Source organism: Streptomyces caniferus (assembly GCF_009811555.1).
GTDB classification, from domain to species: Bacteria; Actinomycetota; Actinomycetes; order Streptomycetales; family Streptomycetaceae; genus Streptomyces; species Streptomyces caniferus.
This window is the reverse complement of sequence record NZ_BLIN01000001.1, coordinates 57,366-74,978: the sequence shown is the minus strand read 5'-3', so window position 1 is coordinate 74,978 and position 17,613 is coordinate 57,366. Positions and strand designations below refer to the sequence as shown.

12 protein-coding genes and 2 CRISPR repeat arrays are annotated in these 17,613 nt (G+C 69.4%); of the genes, 10 read left to right on the top strand and 2 right to left on the bottom strand.

The features are described 5' to 3' along the window. Nucleotides 1-19 precede the first annotated feature (19 nt). Nucleotides 20-910: an aminoglycoside phosphotransferase family protein gene (locus Scani_RS00320; RefSeq protein ID WP_159468831.1), complete on the bottom strand. Its 891-nt coding sequence runs from the start codon at nucleotides 908-910 to the stop codon at nucleotides 20-22. Nucleotides 911-1,155: 245 nt separating this feature from the next. On the opposite strand from Scani_RS00320, the gene Scani_RS00315 reads away from it, so the two are divergent. From Scani_RS00315 to Scani_RS00285, 7 genes are all read left to right on the top strand, one after another. Then, nucleotides 1,156-2,097 (top strand): carbohydrate ABC transporter permease, encoded by a 942-nt coding sequence (locus Scani_RS00315; RefSeq protein ID WP_371872285.1) that lies wholly within the window; start codon nucleotides 1,156-1,158, stop codon nucleotides 2,095-2,097. Beyond that, entirely contained in the window at nucleotides 2,094-3,197 is a 1,104-nt protein-coding gene (locus Scani_RS00310; protein WP_246295380.1) for a carbohydrate ABC transporter permease, read from the top strand. The genes Scani_RS00315 and Scani_RS00310 overlap by 4 nt, the downstream gene beginning before the upstream one ends. Continuing rightward, the gene (locus Scani_RS00305) at nucleotides 3,197-4,525 is read left to right on the top strand and encodes an ABC transporter substrate-binding protein (protein ID WP_159468829.1); all 1,329 of its coding nucleotides are present in this window, start codon (nucleotides 3,197-3,199) and stop codon (nucleotides 4,523-4,525) included. The genes Scani_RS00310 and Scani_RS00305 overlap by 1 nt, the downstream gene beginning before the upstream one ends. A gap of 481 nt (nucleotides 4,526-5,006) precedes the next feature. Further along, on the top strand, nucleotides 5,007-6,212 hold the full coding sequence (locus Scani_RS00300; RefSeq protein ID WP_159468827.1) for a S8 family peptidase: 1,206 nt from the start codon (nucleotides 5,007-5,009) through the stop codon (nucleotides 6,210-6,212). Between the two features lie 634 nt (nucleotides 6,213-6,846). Then, nucleotides 6,847-7,704: a dienelactone hydrolase family protein gene (locus Scani_RS00295; RefSeq protein ID WP_159468825.1), complete on the top strand. Its 858-nt coding sequence runs from the start codon at nucleotides 6,847-6,849 to the stop codon at nucleotides 7,702-7,704. A gap of 197 nt (nucleotides 7,705-7,901) precedes the next feature. Continuing rightward, nucleotides 7,902-8,447, top strand: a complete 546-nt coding sequence (locus Scani_RS00290; RefSeq protein WP_246295379.1) for a glycosyltransferase family 2 protein — start codon at nucleotides 7,902-7,904, stop codon at nucleotides 8,445-8,447. Between the two features lie 157 nt (nucleotides 8,448-8,604). Continuing rightward, on the top strand, nucleotides 8,605-9,699 hold the full coding sequence (locus tag Scani_RS00285; RefSeq protein WP_159468823.1) for a restriction endonuclease: 1,095 nt from the start codon (nucleotides 8,605-8,607) through the stop codon (nucleotides 9,697-9,699). Between the two features lie 810 nt (nucleotides 9,700-10,509). Next, a CRISPR array of direct repeats spans nucleotides 10,510-11,149; the repeat unit is 29 nt; unit sequence CGGTTCACCTCCGCTCGCGCGGAGAGCAC. Between the two features lie 681 nt (nucleotides 11,150-11,830). Here the strand turns inward: Scani_RS00285 and Scani_RS00280 are convergent. Continuing rightward, complete coding sequence (locus Scani_RS00280) at nucleotides 11,831-12,064, bottom strand: DUF6207 family protein (RefSeq protein WP_167538005.1); 234 nt, start codon at nucleotides 12,062-12,064, stop codon at nucleotides 11,831-11,833. 193 nt (nucleotides 12,065-12,257) lie between these two features. Between Scani_RS00280 and Scani_RS00275 the strand changes: the two genes are divergently transcribed. The 3 genes from Scani_RS00275 to Scani_RS00265 all read left to right on the top strand — a co-directional run bounded on the left by Scani_RS00275 (nucleotide 12,258) and on the right by Scani_RS00265 (nucleotide 15,205). Then, a complete protein-coding gene (locus Scani_RS00275) occupies nucleotides 12,258-12,968 on the top strand; it encodes an HNH endonuclease family protein (protein ID WP_159468821.1) in 711 nt (236 codons plus the stop codon). Between the two features lie 527 nt (nucleotides 12,969-13,495). Beyond that, nucleotides 13,496-14,524 carry a NucA/NucB deoxyribonuclease domain-containing protein gene (locus Scani_RS00270; RefSeq protein WP_159468819.1) on the top strand — a complete coding sequence of 343 codons (1,029 nt, stop codon included), beginning with the start codon at nucleotides 13,496-13,498 and terminating at the stop codon, nucleotides 14,522-14,524. A gap of 87 nt (nucleotides 14,525-14,611) precedes the next feature. Beyond that, a complete protein-coding gene (locus Scani_RS00265) occupies nucleotides 14,612-15,205 on the top strand; it encodes a hypothetical protein (RefSeq protein ID WP_159468817.1) in 594 nt (197 codons plus the stop codon). 87 nt (nucleotides 15,206-15,292) lie between these two features. Next, nucleotides 15,293-17,151: a CRISPR direct-repeat array (repeat unit 29 nt; unit sequence CGGCCCACCTCCGCTCGCGCGGAGAGCAC). Nucleotides 17,152-17,613: the final 462 nt, after the last annotated feature.

Sequence of the window (17,613 nt, the reverse complement as noted above, 5' to 3'; positions counted from 1 at the left end):
CGGGTTCTGACCGCTCGGCTCAGAAGGGATACCACCGCACCGTCGCGTCCTTGTCGCGCAGTGAGGCGATCCGTCGGCGGAACTCCTTGAGCGCTGCCGGGTTTCCGGGGGCGTGCTGGGACACCCAGGCGCAGCTCGCCGTCTCGCGGGACCCCCGCAACACGGCGCAGCCCTCCCAGTCCCGTACGTCCCAGCCGTAAACGGACACAAAGGTGTCGTACGCCTCGGGGGACAGGCCATAGCGGTCGCGGCTCAGGGCCATCACGACCAGGTCGTGTTCCCGCAGATCGGAGGAGAAGGTCTCCAGGTCGACCAGCACCGGACCGTCGGGCCCGACATGCACGTTGCGGGTCAGCGCATCGCCGTGGATGGGGCCGCGGGGCAGATGCGGTTCGAGGGCCGTGGCGGCCGCCGCGAACGCGTCGCGCCGCCCGCGCAGATACTCCGCGTCCGGCGCCGACACCGCGTCCCCGGCCAGCCGCAGCCAACGCTCGACGCCACCGAGCAGTTCGCGCCGGGGCAGCGCGAACGGCGGCTCCGGAAGGGCATGGATCAGCTTGAGCAGCGCGGCCAGATCCTCCGGCCCGGCCGGCCGGACGGCCTCCGGCAGCCGGTGCCAGTAGGTGACGGGATGTCCGTCGACCAGGGTCGCCACGGGCTCCGCGGCGCGTACGGCCGGCACCCCCTCGGCCGCCAGCCACTGCGCCACGCCCAGTTCCCGTTCGGCCCGCTCCAGGAGTTCGGCGCTGCGGCCGACCCGGACGACCGGCCCGCGGTCGCCGAGGGCGAAGACGGCGTTCTCGCCGAGCGAGAGCAGCGTGGCGTCGGCTGCCGCACCGGGGCGTCCGGCCGCGGCCAGCACGGCCCGGGCGCGCGCTTCCGTGAAGGCGGCGGGGCTCGGTTCGGTCATCGGGGGCCTCCTGCGGTGCGTGAACGCGACCAGTGTCGCAGGTCCGCCGGGCCGCCCCGGAAGGCCTCCCGGATGGGGAGATCCTCCGAGGAATCCGGCCGGGACCTTGACGGATGTGGCCGCCGTCACGACGATGACGGCGGCCGGGAGGGGCCGACGGGGAGAGGGGATGCGATGGCAGGAGTGCCGACCGCGGGGGCGCACCACGGCAGACCGACCGTGCCGTGCCCTGAGGAGTCCCTGCCGTGACCCTGACGACCGCGCCCCGGCGGTCCGACGCGACGGCCGCGGACCGCGCCGCCCGCACCCGGCGCGATCACGGCGCCTGGTTCCTCGTGCTGCCCGCCCTGATCCCGATCCTGCTGCTGAGCGTCGGGCCGTTGCTCTACGGCATCGGACTGGCCTTCACCGACGCCCAGTCGGGCCGGACCCAGGCCACCCGCTTCGGGGGGCTGCTGAACTTCTCCGACCTGTTCCACGACACCCTCTTCTGGGACTCCTTCCGGATCGGGCTGGTCTGGGCCTTCGGGGTCACTGTCCCGCAGTTCTTCCTCGCCCTCGGCCTGGCCTTGCTGCTCCATCTCCCGCTGCGGCTGCGCTGGCTGGCCCGGGCGCTGGCGATCATCCCGTGGGCGATGCCGGAGGTCGTCGTGGGCATCATGTGGCGGCTGGTCTACCACCCCGACGCCGGCATCCTGAACGAGACGCTGCGCGGCCTCGGTCTGTCCGGAGCCACCGAGGGCCGGGACTGGCTGAGCGGTCTGGCCACCGCCCTGCCCGCGGTCATCGTCGTCGGCATCTGGGCCGGGATGCCGCAGACCACCGTGACCCTCCTGGCCGGCCTGCAGCACGTGCCGCGCGAACTGCACGAGGCCGCGGCCATGGACGGCGCGGGCGCCTGGCGCCGCTTCCGCACCGTCACCTGGCCCGCCCTCAGGCCCATCGCGCTCTCCGTCACCGCGCTCAATTTCATCTGGAACTTCAATTCCTTCGCCCTGGTCTTCGTCCTGACCGACGGCGGTCCCGGCGGCCGGACCCGGCTGCCGATGCTCTTCGCGTACGAAGAGGCCTTCCGCTACGGCCAGTTCGGTTACGCCGCCACGATGGGCCTGGCGATGGTCGCGGTGATCTCGGTCCTGCTGGCGGTCTACCTGGCCGGCCGGCTGAAGGGGGAGGACGACCGGTGAGCGGCACGGAAGACGGCGGCATGGAAGACGGCGGCATGGAGGGCGGCGGCATGGGCGGCGCCGGCTTGGAGGGCGCCAGGGAAGGCAGCGGGGCGAAGGCCGGCGCCACGGCAGGCAGTGCCACGGAAGACAGCGGCGAAAAGGCCGGCACCACGGAGGACGGGGCCGGGGAAGACGGCGGCAGCAGCGACGGGGGCACCGGACGTCGCGGCACCCCCACCGTCCGACCCGCCGCCACCGCCCCTGCCCGCCGCGCCGCAAGCCCCACCGCCCGCCGCACCGCCACCCGCACCGGCCAGTACGCCGCGCTCCTCGCCTATCTCGCCTTCCTCGCCTTCCCGTTCCTCTGGCTGATCTCCACCGCGTTCAAGCCCCCGCGTGAACTCGGCAGCATCCACCCCACGTGGATACCCGAGGCGCCCACCCTGGAGAACTTCCGGCAGGCCTTCGCCCAGCAGCCCCTGCTGGCGGCCGCGGGCAACAGCCTGCTGGCCGCGGCTCTCTCCGCGCTGAGCGCGATCGTGCTGGCGACCCCGATGGCGTACGTCCTGGCCCGCTACCGCAACCGTCTCTCGCGGGCGGCCACCGGCTGGGTCGTGATCAGCCAGGCCTTTCCGCTGGTCCTGGTGATCATCCCGCTCTTCCTGATCCTCAAGGGAATCCATCTGGTGGACTCCCGGATCGGTCTGATCATGGTCTATGTGGTCTGGTCGCTGCCGTTCGCCCTGTGGATGCTGACCGGCTATGTCCGGGCCGTACCGCCCGAGTTGGAGGAGGCGGCGGCCGTGGACGGCGCGGGCCGAGTGCGTACCCTCGTCTCGGTCACCGCACCGCTGCTCGCGCCGGGCATCGTCGCCACCGCGCTGTTCGCCTTCATCACCGCCTGGAACGAATTCTTCTTCGCCCTGGTCCTGCTCAAGTCGCCCGGAAAGCAGACGCTGCCGGTCGTGCTGACCCACTTCCTCGGGACGGAAGGCGTCGCCGACCTCGGCCCGCTCGCCGCCGCCGCGCTCCTCGCCACCCTCCCGAGCCTCCTCCTCTTCGCCGTCATCCAGCGGCGGATCACGGGCGGGATGCTCGCCGGGGCGGTGAAGAACTGATGCGCCACGACAACACCCCCACGCCCCCGGCCCGTATCCCCCGGCGGGGCCTGCTCGCGGCGGCCGCCGCACTGCCCGCCGCGGCCCTGCTGCCGGGCTGTTCCGACGACCGGCGACGGCGGACGTCCGGCGGCCGGATCACCCTGCGCTTCCAGTCGCTCGCCTGGCAACAGGACTCCCTCAAGGTCAACAAGCAACTGGTCGCCGAGTGGAACAGACAGCACCCCACGGTCCAGGTGCAGTACGTCCAGGGGGCCTGGCCCACCGTCCACGACCAGTTGCTGACCTCCTTCGAGGGCGGCGAGGCGCCGGACATCATCCACGACGCCACCGACGACCTCGCGGACTTCGCCTACGGCGGGGATCTCGCCGACCTCACCGCCCTCCTGCCGCCGCGTCTGCGGCGCGACATCCCGCAGCAGAGCTGGGAGACCGCCACATTCGACGGCCGGATCCACGGCGTCCCGTTCCTCCAGGAACCGCGGGTGCTGATCGCGAACCGCGCCACGCTGCACCGGTCCCGGGTGCGCATCCCCACCCCCGAAAACCCCTGGACCTGGGAAGAGTTCGCGGACGTGGCGCAGCGGCTGACCCGCGGCACGGACCACGGCGTCGCCTGGCCACTGAAGGAACCGGTCTCGGCCACCCTCAACCTCGCCCTGTCCACGGGCGGCCGGATGTTCCACCGCCGGCCCGACGGCACGGTGGAGGTCCGCTTCGACGCCGTCGACCAGGTGGTGCCGCGCACCATCCACGACCAGGTGAACGTCGACCGCAGTGCCTCCCGTACGACCCTGGGCATGGGCGGCTCCGACACCCTCCCGGGCTTCTTCGCCGGGCGCTGTGCGATGGTCCCGCTCGGCTTCTCCTACCGTCAGCAGATCGTCCAGCAGGCGCCCAAGGGCTTCGACTGGACGGTGCTGCCCGCCCCCAAGGGCACCGCCCTCGACCAGGGCGTGAGCCCGCAGACCCTGTCGATCGCCGAGGACTGCCCGCACAAGGAGGCGGCGATGGCGTTCATCGACTTCCTCCTCCGCCCGCCGAACATGGTCCGGCTCGCCCTGGGCGACTGGCTGTTGCCGACGGGACAGGAGGCGCTCAGGGATCCGGCCCTCCGGGTGGCCCGCTACGACTGGGCGACCGGCACCGCACTGGCGGGCTCCCTGCGCTCCGCCCCGGCCCAGTCGGTCCGCGGTTATCCGGAATGGAAGGACAAGGTGGCCACTCCCGGTCTGCAGGAGTACTACAGCGGGGCAATCGACCTGGACACCTTGCGGAAGCGGCTCGTCAGGGACGGCAATCTGGTGCTGGCCCGCTATCAACGCTGAGGGGCGGCGCGGCCGGGTGCACAGCTCGGCCCGACGACGCCTGGTGAGCGGGGGACCGGCGCTCACCGGGCGCGCGCAGGCCGCCGCCCTCAAGGACCCCCCGCGCCCGCCACCTCTCCCTCCGCCCCCCAACTTCCCCTGGAATAAGCCGTAATGGGGGAGAGGTGTATTCGTGGCACACCTCGTCCGGGCCCGTGATGCTCCGCCGGGACCGACGCCTCCGCCACCCCCACGTCACCCTCTATTGCGCCTATGTAAACGGAGTTGAGTCGCTCCGGTTCAACTCACTGTTCCCTTTGACCACTTCTGAAACATTTCTCAGTTCAGAGGCCTTGTTGTCTATCTCACACGCTCCGGCGAGCCTTGAATTGAACTCATCAATCAGACAGGGTTTCGAGCCAGCCCGACGTAGATCTTCCGGTCTCTTCGGGCTATTGCGCAACGCTTTCCCCCCACACCACGAACGAGGAGAATCCTCGCAATGGCTCACAAGCGTTCCAGCAAGAAGCGGCTCGTCACGGCGATATCCGCCGCGGTTGCCGCCACTGGTATCGCCGCCGTCACCGCGGTCACCGCGGGTGCGTCGCCTGCCGCCGAGGGCAAGATCTACGGTGCCGAGGCCAAGGGCGCCGTGAACGGCAGCTACATCGTCATGCTGAAGAAGTCCGTGCGCACCGCCGAGAGCGGTGACCTGGCGTCCAAGTACGGCGGCGAGGTCAAGCGCCAGTACTCCTCCGCCATCGACGGCTTCTCGGCGACCGGTCTGAGCGCGGAAGAGGCCCGGCAGCTCGCCGCCGACCCGTCCGTCGACAAGGTCGTCCAGAACAAGAAGTTCCACATCGACGGCAGCCAGGCCAACCCGCCTTCTTGGGGCCTGGACCGTATCGACCAGGCGGACACCAAGGGCGACAAGAAGTACACCTACCCCGACGCCGCGGGTGAGGGTGTCACCGCCTACGTCATCGACACCGGCATCCACATCAGCCACAAGGACTTCGGCGGTCGCGCGTCGTACGGCTTCAACGCCATCGACAAGGGCGACAAGGCCGAGGACGACAACGGCCATGGCACGCACGTCGCCGGCACCATCGCCGGTACCGAGCACGGCGTCGCCAAGAAGGCCAAGGTCGTGGCCGTCAAGGTCCTCGACGGTCAGGGCTCCGGCACCACCGAGCAGGTCGTCGCGGGCATCGACTGGGTCACCAAGAACCACAAGGGCCCCTCGGTCGCCAACATGTCGCTCGGCGGCGGCGTGGACGAGGCGCTGGACGCGGCCGTGAAGAAGGCCGTCGACGCCGGCGTCACCTTCGGTGTCGCGGCGGGCAACGAGTCGTCCGACGCGGGCCAGAGCTCCCCGGCCCGCGTGAAGGAGGCCATCACGGTGGCCTCCAGCACCAAGGACGACAAGCAGTCCGACTTCTCCAACTTCGGCAGCGCGGTCGACCTGTACGCGCCCGGCTCCGACATCACCTCGGACTGGAACAGCGGCGACGACGCCACCAAGACCATCTCCGGTACGTCCATGGCGACCCCCCACGTCGTCGGTGCCGCCGCGGTCTACCTGGCCGGTCACAAGGACGCCAAGCCGGCGGACGTGGAGAAGGCCCTCACGTCCGGCGCCACGGCCGACAAGATCAGCAACCCGAGCGAGGGCACGCCCAACAAGCTGCTGAAGGTCGTCGAGTAACCACCTCACTTCCTCAGCTCCACACGCCGGCCGCCGCGCTCGCCCCCACGGGGCGCGGCGGCCGGCGTCGTTGTGTTCCGCGGCTGCGACGGTCCGGGGTCTGTGGTGCCGTGTCGCGCTCGGCGGGGTGAGGCTGGGGCCGGGTGCCGCACCTTCGCGGCGGCCGGGCCCTGAGGCTGCCGGCGGCCAGATGGGGTGAGCGGGCGGCTGGTTGGTGGTTCGCCGGTCGTGAGGTGGCGGTGGGTTGCTGGTCGGTTGCTTGTCAGTTGGCGGTCAGTTGGTGGTCGGCTGGTGGGGGTGTCGGTGTGCAGGTGGTGAGCCGAGTGGCGCGATGTGTCCATGGTTTCCAACGGACCCTGGGTAGCCTCGCGTTGAGCCATCGGGGCCGGGGTGAGGCGACACGCAGTCCAGGGCGTCGGCGCACAGAGCAGTCCCGGACCGGAGGCCGGGTAGCCCCGGACCGGCAACCGGGCGGCACCGGCACCACCCGCACCGCACCCGCACCATCCGCACCGCGCCCGCGCCCGCACCACCAGCACCAACACCGATCAGCACCCACCCGATCCGCACCCACGTCGATCAGCCCCCACACCCGACCGGTACCGACCAGCACCGACCAGAACGGCGGAGACCCATGCCAGATCACGACCTGACCGGATTCGACCGCAGCACCTTCACGCATGACGGCGCCACCCGTCGGATCCTGCGGCGCGGGACGGGGCCCGCGGTGATCGTGATGGCGGAAATACCCGGCATCACGCCCAAGGTGCTGCGGTTCGCGGAACGCGTCGCCGCCATCGGCTGCACGGCCGTCCTCCCGGTGCTGTTCGGCACACCCGGCCGCGATGCCGACCCCGCATCCGCCGGCCGTTTGAAGGCAGGGCTCTACACGGCCTCGTCGATGTGGAAGGTGTGCGTCAGCCGGGAATTCACCGTGCTGGCCACCGGGAAAGCGTCGCCCGTGGTGACCTGGCTGCGGGCGCTGGCCGCGCACGAGCATCAGCGGTGCGGCGGCCCGGGCGTAGGGGCCGTCGGAATGTGCCTCACCGGCGGCTTCGCCTTGGCCATGGCCGCCGATGAGCGTCTCATCGCCCCAGTTCTGTCCCAGCCGTCCCTGCCGCTGCCCGTCACCAAGAGCCGGGCCGCACGCATCGATATCTCCGCCGAGGACCTCGCCGCTGTCCGGGGCCGCTGCGAGCGGGAGGGCCTCGGGGTGATGGGGCTGCGCTTCCGTTCGGACCGGCTGGTGCCGGGCGATCGGTTCGACTTTCTGCGCCGTGAACTCGGTGACGCGTTCACCGCCGTCGAACTGGACGACGACGCCGCGAATCCCGATGCCGTACTGCCCCCGCACTCCGTGCTGACCGAGCACCTCATCGACGAACCCGGCCAGCCGACCCGCGCGGCGCTCGACGACGTGCTCGACCTCTTCCGCACCCGCCTGCTCGACCAGCAACGCGACACGGCACCGCAATCGCCGTCCGCTTCCTGAACGCTCTTCCCGTCCCCCTCCCCCCGCCGGGTTATCCACAGGAGGTGGCCTCCGGAACTGCGCGAGGCGCCGCGCCGCTACCGTCGGTGACATGCACGGAGGACTGCCGTTCATCGGCATCAGCACCATGGTCTACGGCGTGATCGGACTGATCACGGTCGTAGTCGGCGCGATCCGCAAGACAGGGGGAAATCGAGTTGCACACCATCACCGTCATCGTGCCCGCTCACAACGAGGAGGAGGGGCTGCCGGCCACACTGGAGTCGCTCGCCCGGCAAACGGTCCGGCCTGACCGGATCCTGGTCGTGGACGACGCCTCCACGGACCGTACGGGCGAGGTGGCGGCCTCACACGGTGTCACCGTACTGCGTCCGCCGCGCAATCTCGGCAGCAAGGCCAAGGCCCAGAACTACGCCCTTCCGCAGTGCACCACCGACCTCGTCCTGGCCGTCGACGCGGACACCGTCCTGGCCCCGGACTACATCGAGACCGTCCTGCCCGTCTTCGACGACCCCGGCGTCACGGTCGCGGCAGGCACCGTCCGCACCCGCCATACCCGCACGCTCTGGGAGCGCGGACGCTCCACCGAGTACCTCTTCGGCTTCCATTGGCACCGGGTTTGGGGCAATGTCGCGGGTGTAGTGGGTTGGCCAGCATCTATGCAGCTCAGAGGTGATGCGGAGCGGATTGGTGCATGTGCATGTGCCGCCATCTGCCACCACCTCTGGCAGGATGCATGCTGACTCAATGCTGACTTAGCTGACGTATCATCACTCGAACCTGATGGGGCGTCACTCTGGTCGCGCCGCGTGCGATCTATCGCGGAGCGGATGGGCTCGGATTCTGAGCTTTTGAGCAGGATGTAGCGGCGCTGTCACGCGGTGCTGGAGGAGTGGGGCTATGTGTTCCAAGTGCGCTTCCCGGGACTGGTCTCTCGATCGGTCGCTGCTCGAATGGCTTGCGGAACTTGTTGGAATCCGGATAGGACTCAGCGTCACGGAGGTTGAGCTGGGCCATATTGTCCGTGAGGCGATGCTGGAATTCCCGATCTCTGACTATAAGCAAGTGAATGAGGTATTCGGGCGCAGCGCTCTCGAACGTCTTGGGTTGCGTGGCGCAATCGCTGCTAGTCAGGGGGTGATTCCGCGCGTATCCGAAAGGGTCGGAGATGGGGAGCTGGTAGCACGGGCAGTCGCCTTCATGATGGAGCGTGTTGTGAGACCCGGGGTAGTCTCCAAAGAATGCGCAATTCCGGGAGCAGGTTCCGATCTGGTAGGCCAATTTCGCGCTACCCGATACCTCCCTGCCGTGCACATCCCGCAGCTTGAGTATGGGATACCAGACGTGGGGGCTCGTGAGTGTGTAGCGGAAGCCCTGCGCCTCCACGGCCGGGATTTCGCGGATGCCGTCGCTGCTGTGGTTGATGAGATGCAGTTTCGCGCGGCGCGAAGTCCGATTGTGCTGGGCTTGCGGCGGAATTGGGATGACATCCTAGACCTGTCCGAACTTTTCTCGTCGGAGTCGGTAATGGCTTCGTATGGAAGATTCTTCGACCAGCGCTTCGTTAACTATTTGGCCGCCAACTATGAGGCCATCGGGTCGATCCACTGGAGAAAGTTTGAAGGGCTCGTTGCCGAGTATTTCCATCGGGCGGGATTTCAGGTGGAAATCGGGCCCGGAAGGAACGACAACGGAGTGGACATTCGAGTCTGGGATGAGTCTCTCACCGCCGACGTCTCGCCACCCACGCTCCTCATTCAGTGCAAGCGCGTGAGGCGAGAGATCGACAAGGTGGTGGTGAAGGCCCTGGCTGCAGACGTCGCTTGGGAAGGTGCGCAGCAAGGCTTGCTCGTTGCGACGGCAGAGTGGTCGCCAGGGGCGCGGGAGGTTGTCCGTAGCAGGAGCTATCAGGTAACCGAGGTGAACAGAGTCGCTCTGCAGATGTGGCTGGAGGAGATGCGGGTCGCGGGCAGTGGGATGTGGTATCCGGCCTGACACCGAAAGGCCCAAGCTGTGCATGCGCTGAACCGGTCCGACCTGGGCTTTCTCCGTCTCGGCTTATGAATGCCACGTGATTTGAGCCGTGGGGGGCATGGACTGGTAGGCCGTGCACCGGGCGCAGATACCTGAAGACTCTGGCGGGCATTGTCAGTTCTGGCCCCCGACGCGGCCACGGACCGGATCGGGGGCGCGGTGCTTTGCCCGTATCAGAACCCTGAGTACTCACGCAGGGCAGTGAGGAACACGGTTGCGTCCGCTCGCGCTGGGCCAAGGCCCCGACGGACCTGGGCGCCCTGCTCGATCACGAACGCTCGCTGCTCTGCGGGGAGATGGTCGCGCACCGTCCGGTGCGGGCTGCGGCGAGGAGGCTGTGGAAGCCTGCCCAGTACCGGCATTCCTTGGCGGGCCAGCTCGGTATCCACCATGGAGTCGAAGGCGTCCGGACCGCGCTCCTCGTCTGGACATCGAAGGAGTAGGCCAGTCATGGGCACGTCGGCGAAAGAGACCCTCGCCAGGCGACTGTGCAGCCAGGCCATCGCGGACTCAGCGGGAGTGAGGGTGATGGTGCGGCGCTGCAGTTCCCCGGCTTGCGCTGTGGTGCAAGAGAAGCAACGCTGCTCCGCCTGCTCCGCCTGTGCGGAGAGCACACCCCAGGTAACGGCTGGGACCGGCGAATTCGCGGTTCACCTCCGCCTGCGCGGAGGGCACCCGTCAATGTCGTCGATGGGAAGGACCTGAACCGGCTCACCTCCGCCCACCACACGGAGAGCACTGCTGAATCTGAAACTGCATCCGTTACTGGTACGGCTCACCTCCGCCCACGCGGAGAGCACCGCCCGGCACCGAGTATGCGGCCTACACCTACCGGCTCACCTCCGCCCACGCGGAGAGCACGACATCCGGCGGGTGGCATCCTGGGCCAGACTCGGTTCACCTCCGCTCGCGCGGAGAGGGCTCCCCCTTCGTCAGGCGGCCGTAGAGCTTGTCCGGTTCACCTCCGCTCGCGCGGAGAGCACGGGGTGTGGGCCGCGGCCGGCGGCATCTGGGGCGGTTCACCTCCGCTCGCGCGGAGAGCACCCGGCGAGGTGCGCTGGCCGTTGACGAAGTACCGGTTCACCTCCGCTCGCGCGGAGAGCACAGCCACCACCGGTAGGTCGGGCCGTCCCCGACCGGTTCACCTCCGCTCGCGCGGAGAGCACGCCCGCAGCTCCGTGTCGTCGCAGATCGTGAACGGTTCACCTCCGCTCGCGCGGAGAGCACCTCATGGCTGATCTGGCCGCAGACCATTTCGACGGTTCACCTCCGCTCGCGCGGAGAGCACGATGGCATCGTTCGGGTCGGACGTTGCCCCTACGGTTCACCTCCGCTCGCGCGGAGAGCACCGCCAAGATCGGGCTGGAGCTGGCGGGCCAGAACGGTTCACCTCCGCTCGCGCGGAGAGCACCCCTTCGTGACCTGCGGCGTTAGGGGCGCTTTGCCGATTCGTGATTCAAGGAACGCCGGTCATGCACCCGCCTGAATGTACCGGGGCCGCACGGCCTCTCGCAGGCACTGACCGGCGCACGGCCGCTCACCTTTGTCGCCGCGATGGGCAGGCCCGCACAATGCCATTGAGGACTGCCGCGGCCCACCGCCGTCTGCGCGGAGAGCACTGCTCGGCCGACACCAGAGCATCGGCGGTCTCCGGTTCACCTCCGCTCGCGCAGAGACCACGCGCCTCCACGGACGTCTCCGGCGGCCGTTTGCGGCTCACCTCCGCTCGCGCGGAGACCACGGGGGTGGCGTAGATCCGGCCCATGCTTACCCCGGGATCGTCATCGAGGAACTACGCTCCGGTCCACCTCCGCTCGCGCGGCGAGCACCCTTCGCGACCTGCAACGTTGGAAGCGCTTTGCGTGATCCTGTGAATGCTGGTGGCGCATTCCTTGAATGTGCTGGGCTGGCACACCAGGGGCGTGCCCACCGCGGGCACCTTCGTCTGCGCTTCTTGGGCCGGACAACCGGTACTTGGCGACCTCGCGCCTACTCGGGGACCTTGCCCGAGGTGACGCGCCTGGCCCGCAAGCTGCGTCGAGCCGGAGCCGAAGCGGTGGCCGTCCGTTGCTGAGGGCTGGCGGCGGAGTGTTCAGCGGGTGCTGGGGCCATGACCGCCCCGGGGCAACGGACCGCGGCGAAGATCTGCGTAGGCGCGGACCGTTACGCCGGGTTCCCCCGGGGTGCGCCAAGGTGTGGAGGGCCCCGAGGAGAGCCACAGCCCGCCGAGCGCGGTCGCGGCCTCGGTAGCGGTCGCTTCGTCGACTGCGGTGATGTCGAAAACGACCAGGCCCGGCTCGCGCAGGTGCTCTTCGGAGATTTCCATGGTCAGCCAGACGTCCTTCGACGCTGGACAGTTCGCCACAACCGTGAAAGTCACCCGGACGTGGCACACACGCTCCTCGGATGCTTGGGGCGGCGCGCGGGCAACCCGACCATTTTGCCCCATCGGTTGACGCGACCAGGTGTGGTGGGTAGACGCATGACGCTGACTCCATCTCGCCTGACCCGGGAGCCTTATGTTCTCCGCGCGCCGCCTGGCTACCGCCCTGGCCTGCACGCTGCTGACGCTCTCCGCAGCCGCGTGCACTCCCGGCACACCTCACCAAGACGCGAAGCCGCCCTCGACGAAACCGAGCGCTTCCTCCGACGGCAAGGACAGCATCCTGCCTCTGTCGGACTCGATAAGCCGGCTGAAGGTGGCCCGCGAATCCCGTAGCGGATACGAGCGGGACAAGTTCCGGCTGTGGACCGACGAGGACCACGACGGTTGCGACACCCGCAAGGAAGTCCTCCTCGCCGAGGCTGTGAAGAAGCCGCGCCAGGGCAAGGGCTGCAAGCTGACCGGCGGTAGTTGGCGCTCGTACTACGACGACAAGACCGTCACCGATGCTCGCAAGCTCGACATCGACCACGTGGTTCCCCTGGCTGAAGCATGGGACTCCGGCGCCTCGAAGTGGACCGCCCAGCGCCGTGAGCAGTACGCCAACGACCTGGGCGGCGAACGCAGCCTCGTCGCCGTCAGCCTGGGACCCAACCGCACCAAGGGAGACAAGGACCCGGCTGAATGGATGCCGCCGGCCAAGGACGCGACGTGCACCTACGCCGCCGACTGGGTATCCGCGAAGCTCCGCTGGAAGCTGACGGTCGACCGCGCCGAGCGGACCAAACTGCAGAAGGTGGCAGCTGGCTGTCCAGGTACCAACACCACCTTGACGCCGGCCCCATGAGACCGGCGCGGCACGGGCCGCTCCCTCCGGACGTGCCCGCGGGCAGGCCAGACCCGATCTGCCCTCCTGTCGGCAGCCTGACCGAGACGCTATGTCCGTCGTCCGGCCTATCCGTGTTCCGCCCCGTTCAGTGTCCGCCCCGGACCGTTCCTGCCCCGCGCCCTCTAGCGTCCCGGCTCCTCGCTGAGTGACCGCGCCCGAGCGGCTCTCTGGGCTGGACGGACCCGAACCCGCCACCCGGCCACCGGGGCCCCAGCCGCGCCGAGCTGTCTGGGGCTCCTCCTGCTGCGCCTCGGACCTGTTGCCTGTTCGCGTACTCAGCCACGCGATGCGGGGAGCGCGTCGAAGCTGAGCACTGCCGGCAGGAACCGGACACTTTGGCTGATTCCCGAGTCCTTCCAGCAAAGTCCACCAAAAGGTGAGCAGCGCGTGTCGAGCCTGTGCTTTGATGCCGTCAACGCGATCGGGGGAGCGCGGAGTTGACCTGTGGTCCCTTGGTCGGCCGTGACCACCACAGGGGGTACAACTTGAAACTGGCGAAGCTGCTCACCACGGGAGCCGTGGTCCTGAGTGTGCTGGGAACAGCCGCACCTGCCGCCACGGCTGCTCAGCCCAATGCCGGACAGCTGCGGGTCACCATCCGCCCGACCACCCACCAGACAGACACTGCGGGCCGCAGCGCCATCGCCGCCGCCTCGTGCACCATCAACCGGATCACGATCAACCGGTTCAGCGAGTGCGAATGGGTCGCCGTCCACGTCGACGTCATCAAGGTCATCAACGGCCGACCCGTCATCGAAGGCACCGCCGACTTCAACGTCAAGCACCAGATGACCCTGAAGGCGAGCTCCGCGAACTGGAGCGAGAAGTTCACCGTCTCCAAAGCGAAGACCACCCGCGCCGGCAAGGGCGTCCACCTGAACATCGCCGCCTCCTCCGGCGGCGGTACCAAGGCCGGCATCCACTTCCCACAGGGCCACAGCCTCGACAGCGCCGCTTCCGGCACCGTCAACTACACCACGGGCACCATCGCCAGGAAGAAGATCAACCCCAAGGCGAAGACCACCTACGGCTACACCTTCACCAAGCCCGGCTACAGCTCTGGCAAGACCTCCTACGCCTCCGCCGTCTACCGGTGCGACAACTACTACGGCACCACCGGCTGCGCCATGACCGAGGCCCCCACCGCCATCAATCTGATCACCCTGCCCCGCATCTCCGAAGGCATCCGCAAACTCCGTTCCCACGGGGGCCACTACGGCGACCCCAACGGCGGCAAACCCCTGCACTGGATGATCAACGCCACCCAGCAGCGCAAGAACCGCCAGGCCGTCTGCAACCACCCCGTCCCCCCGGACATGCGCCGTGCCGGACGGACCTCCTGCGACGAGTACCCCTTCGCCTCCACCTACGAAGGCGGCACCCACCTGGCTGCCAGCCAGCGCACCATCACCTGGGTGAAGAAGAACGAGAACGACGCTCAGGGCGCGGGCATCACCAACTGGCGGCGTCAGTTCCACGTGATGGACCACGACCCCTTCTACGTGATCGCCTGACGACCAGCCCCGCACTGCGCTAGACCAGGGTGTCTGCCTCCCTCCGTCACCGGGAGGCAGACACCCTGCTCAAGAAGGAGTCAACCCATGCTGGTCCGTGAAGCATCTTTCACCTTCGAGGTGGGGGAGAGCGGCTACCTCATCGGCTTCACCGAGCACGACGACTACCCCGACGAGATGCCCTATGGCTGGCACTGCGGACCCGCAGGCAAATCCAGTGCGATCGTCCTGACCGCCACCGACACCGGCCCCGTCCGCATCGCTCTCCAGGTGCACGACAGCCCGCCGGCGCCCGAGACCGATCCCGACTGGGACCCCGCTGAGGAACTCAGCCTCCAGACCACGACCTCACCCGTGCAGCTGTCGACGCTCGACGCCGGCGACATCCTCGACGCCTGGCCCGCCGACCAGCCACCCCTCCACATCACAGCAGCCCCCGACAGCGGCGCCTGGGTGCGCCTGCGTCTGCACTGCCACACGGACAATCGCGAGCCCGGCCTCGGTGACCGGGGCGAGCGCCACCTCCTCCAGCTCTGGCCTGCGCCTCAGAGCCCGCCCGAGCACCCGCCCCTCACCGAAGCACACCAACGCGACCGTGCCGACTACGCCAGGCACGCCGCCATGCCCGTAGAGGACTACACCACCACCTATCCCTACGAGGTCCTGGGCCAGAGGGGCTGAACTCACAGCAATATCGCCCTTCAGCACGACGACCGAGCGGCCGTCCACTGCAGGCCACCGCCAACGGCGGCGCTCGCTGACCCCCGGCGGTTCACCTCTGCTCGCGCGGAGACCACACGGTCCCGTCGACGATCAGCCACACCTCGCACGGTTCACCTCCGCTCGCGCGGAGAGCACGGCGAGAAGTGGGATCCGACCGTGCGGGAGTACGGCCCACCTCCGCTCGCGCGGAGCGCACAGCACGGCACCCACCGCGTCCAGCCCGATGGCCGGTCCACCTCCGCTCGCGCGGAGAGCACCGGCGGCCGCGGCGGACAGGGCGATGGTGGTGCGGCCCACCTCCGCTCGCGCGGAGAGCACGAGAACCCGGCTCTCCCGTACCGCCACGCGGCCGGCCCACCTCCGCTCGCGCGGAGAGCACGCGTCTCGTAGGTCATCGCGGCCACCCCGCAGCGGCCCACCTCCGCTCGCGCGGAGAGCACAGCACCTGGTGCAGCTGTGCCCAGCGCAGGTCCGGCCCACCTCCGCTCGCGCGGAGAGCACCGGGCAGCGCGGAAGATGTGCTTCGCCGATAACGGCCCACCTCCGCTCGCGCGGAGAGCACGCGGTCTCCTGGTGGGAGCGCAAGGACGGCTCCGGCCCACCTCCGCTCGCGCGGAGAGCACTAGACCGCTGCCCGCTGCCCGGACAGCCCGAACGGCCCACCTCCGCTCGCGCGGAGAGCACTCCGCCCGCGACCGCGACACCAGCCGGCCCCGCGGCCCACCTCCGCTCGCGCGGAGAGCACCGGCCGGTCTTGTGGGGCGGCGCGTGACATCTCGGCCCACCTCCGCTCGCGCGGAGAGCACTGGGCCATCTTCAGCGCGCCGACGCCCAGGGCCGGCCCACCTCCGCTCGCGCGGAGAGCACGATCCGGTCCGCCTCGGCTCGCGCCCGCGCCTCGGCCCACCTCCGCTCGCGCGGAGAGCACCGCCGTGAGGGGGTTCCACCACCATGAGGCGTCGGCCCACCTCCGCTCGCGCGGAGAGCACGACACCGCGGCATGCGTGCGCGCCATCGACCACGGCCCACCTCCGCTCGCGCGGAGAGCACCATCCACTCGGGGCCGATCAACGCCTTCAGGTCGGCCCACCTCCGCTCGCGCGGAGAGCACTGACCCGGCGTTCGTAGCGCAACTGGGGAATGCGGCCCACCTCCGCTCGCGCGGAGAGCACAAGCCCGAGGGTGCCGCGCTCGCCGAGGACATCGGCCCACCTCCGCTCGCGCGGAGAGCACGGCCTCGATGTACTTGACGCGGGTACTCTCGACGGCCCACCTCCGCTCGCGCGGAGAGCACCGACGAGCGAGCAAGTTATCGGCGAAGACCATCGGCCCACCTCCGCTCGCGCGGAGAGCACGGGTATCCGCCTCGGCGGCCGCGGCCCTTGCCCGGCCCACCTCCGCTCGCGCGGAGAGCACTTCCACGGCGCCGAGGGGTTCGACTGCGGCGTCGGCCCACCTCCGCTCGCGCGGAGAGCACCGCACCCCTCAGCTCGACGGCGACCTGGGCCGCGGCCCACCTCCGCTCGCGCGGAGAGCACCCTTTCGGTCCGGGGTGCGGGGCCCGGGTCGGCGGCCCACCTCCGCTCGCGCGGAGAGCACAGCTCGGCGGCATGCACCTGCACCGCGACAGCCGGCCCACCTCCGCTCGCGCGGAGAGCACTTCTTGGAGCTGTCAGGCAGGGCGTCTCCTGGCGGCCCACCTCCGCTCGCGCGGAGAGCACGCCGAACCGCCGGCATTGACGGCCGCGAACACCGGCCCACCTCCGCTCGCGCGGAGAGCACGACGATGACGGCGCTCGCGGTGCGCGGCGCGGCGGCCCACCTCCGCTCGCGCGGAGAGCACGCGACTTCGTGGAGCGAGCTTCCGCCCGGGACGGGCCCACCTCCGCTCGCGCGGAGAGCACCCTTCGCGACCTGCGGTGTTAGGAGCGCTTTGCCGATTCGTGATTCAAGGAATGCCGGTCATGCACCCGTCTGAATCTACCGGGGTCGCACGGCCTCTCGCAGGCACTGACCGGCCCACGCAACCGCGCACCGCCGCCTGCGCGGAGAGGACAGGATCCTCGCGAGGTCGGACGCTTCGGCGCCCGGTTCACCTCCGCCTGCGCGGAGAGGACAGCGCCAAGCACTGCCCCCCGGTACACCGGCAACGGTTCACCTCCGCCTGCGCGGAGAAGACCACGCCTGGCAGTCCCGAGCATCGGCCGCGGACGGTTCACCTCCGCCTGCGCGGAGAAGACAGCGTCGACGACTTCGACGGGCAGGGATCGCTCGGTTCACCTCCGCCTGCGCGGAGAAGACCACGCGGGCATGCGGGCGTGCCCGCTCAGCCACGGTTCACCTCCGCCTGCGCGGAGAAGACATCC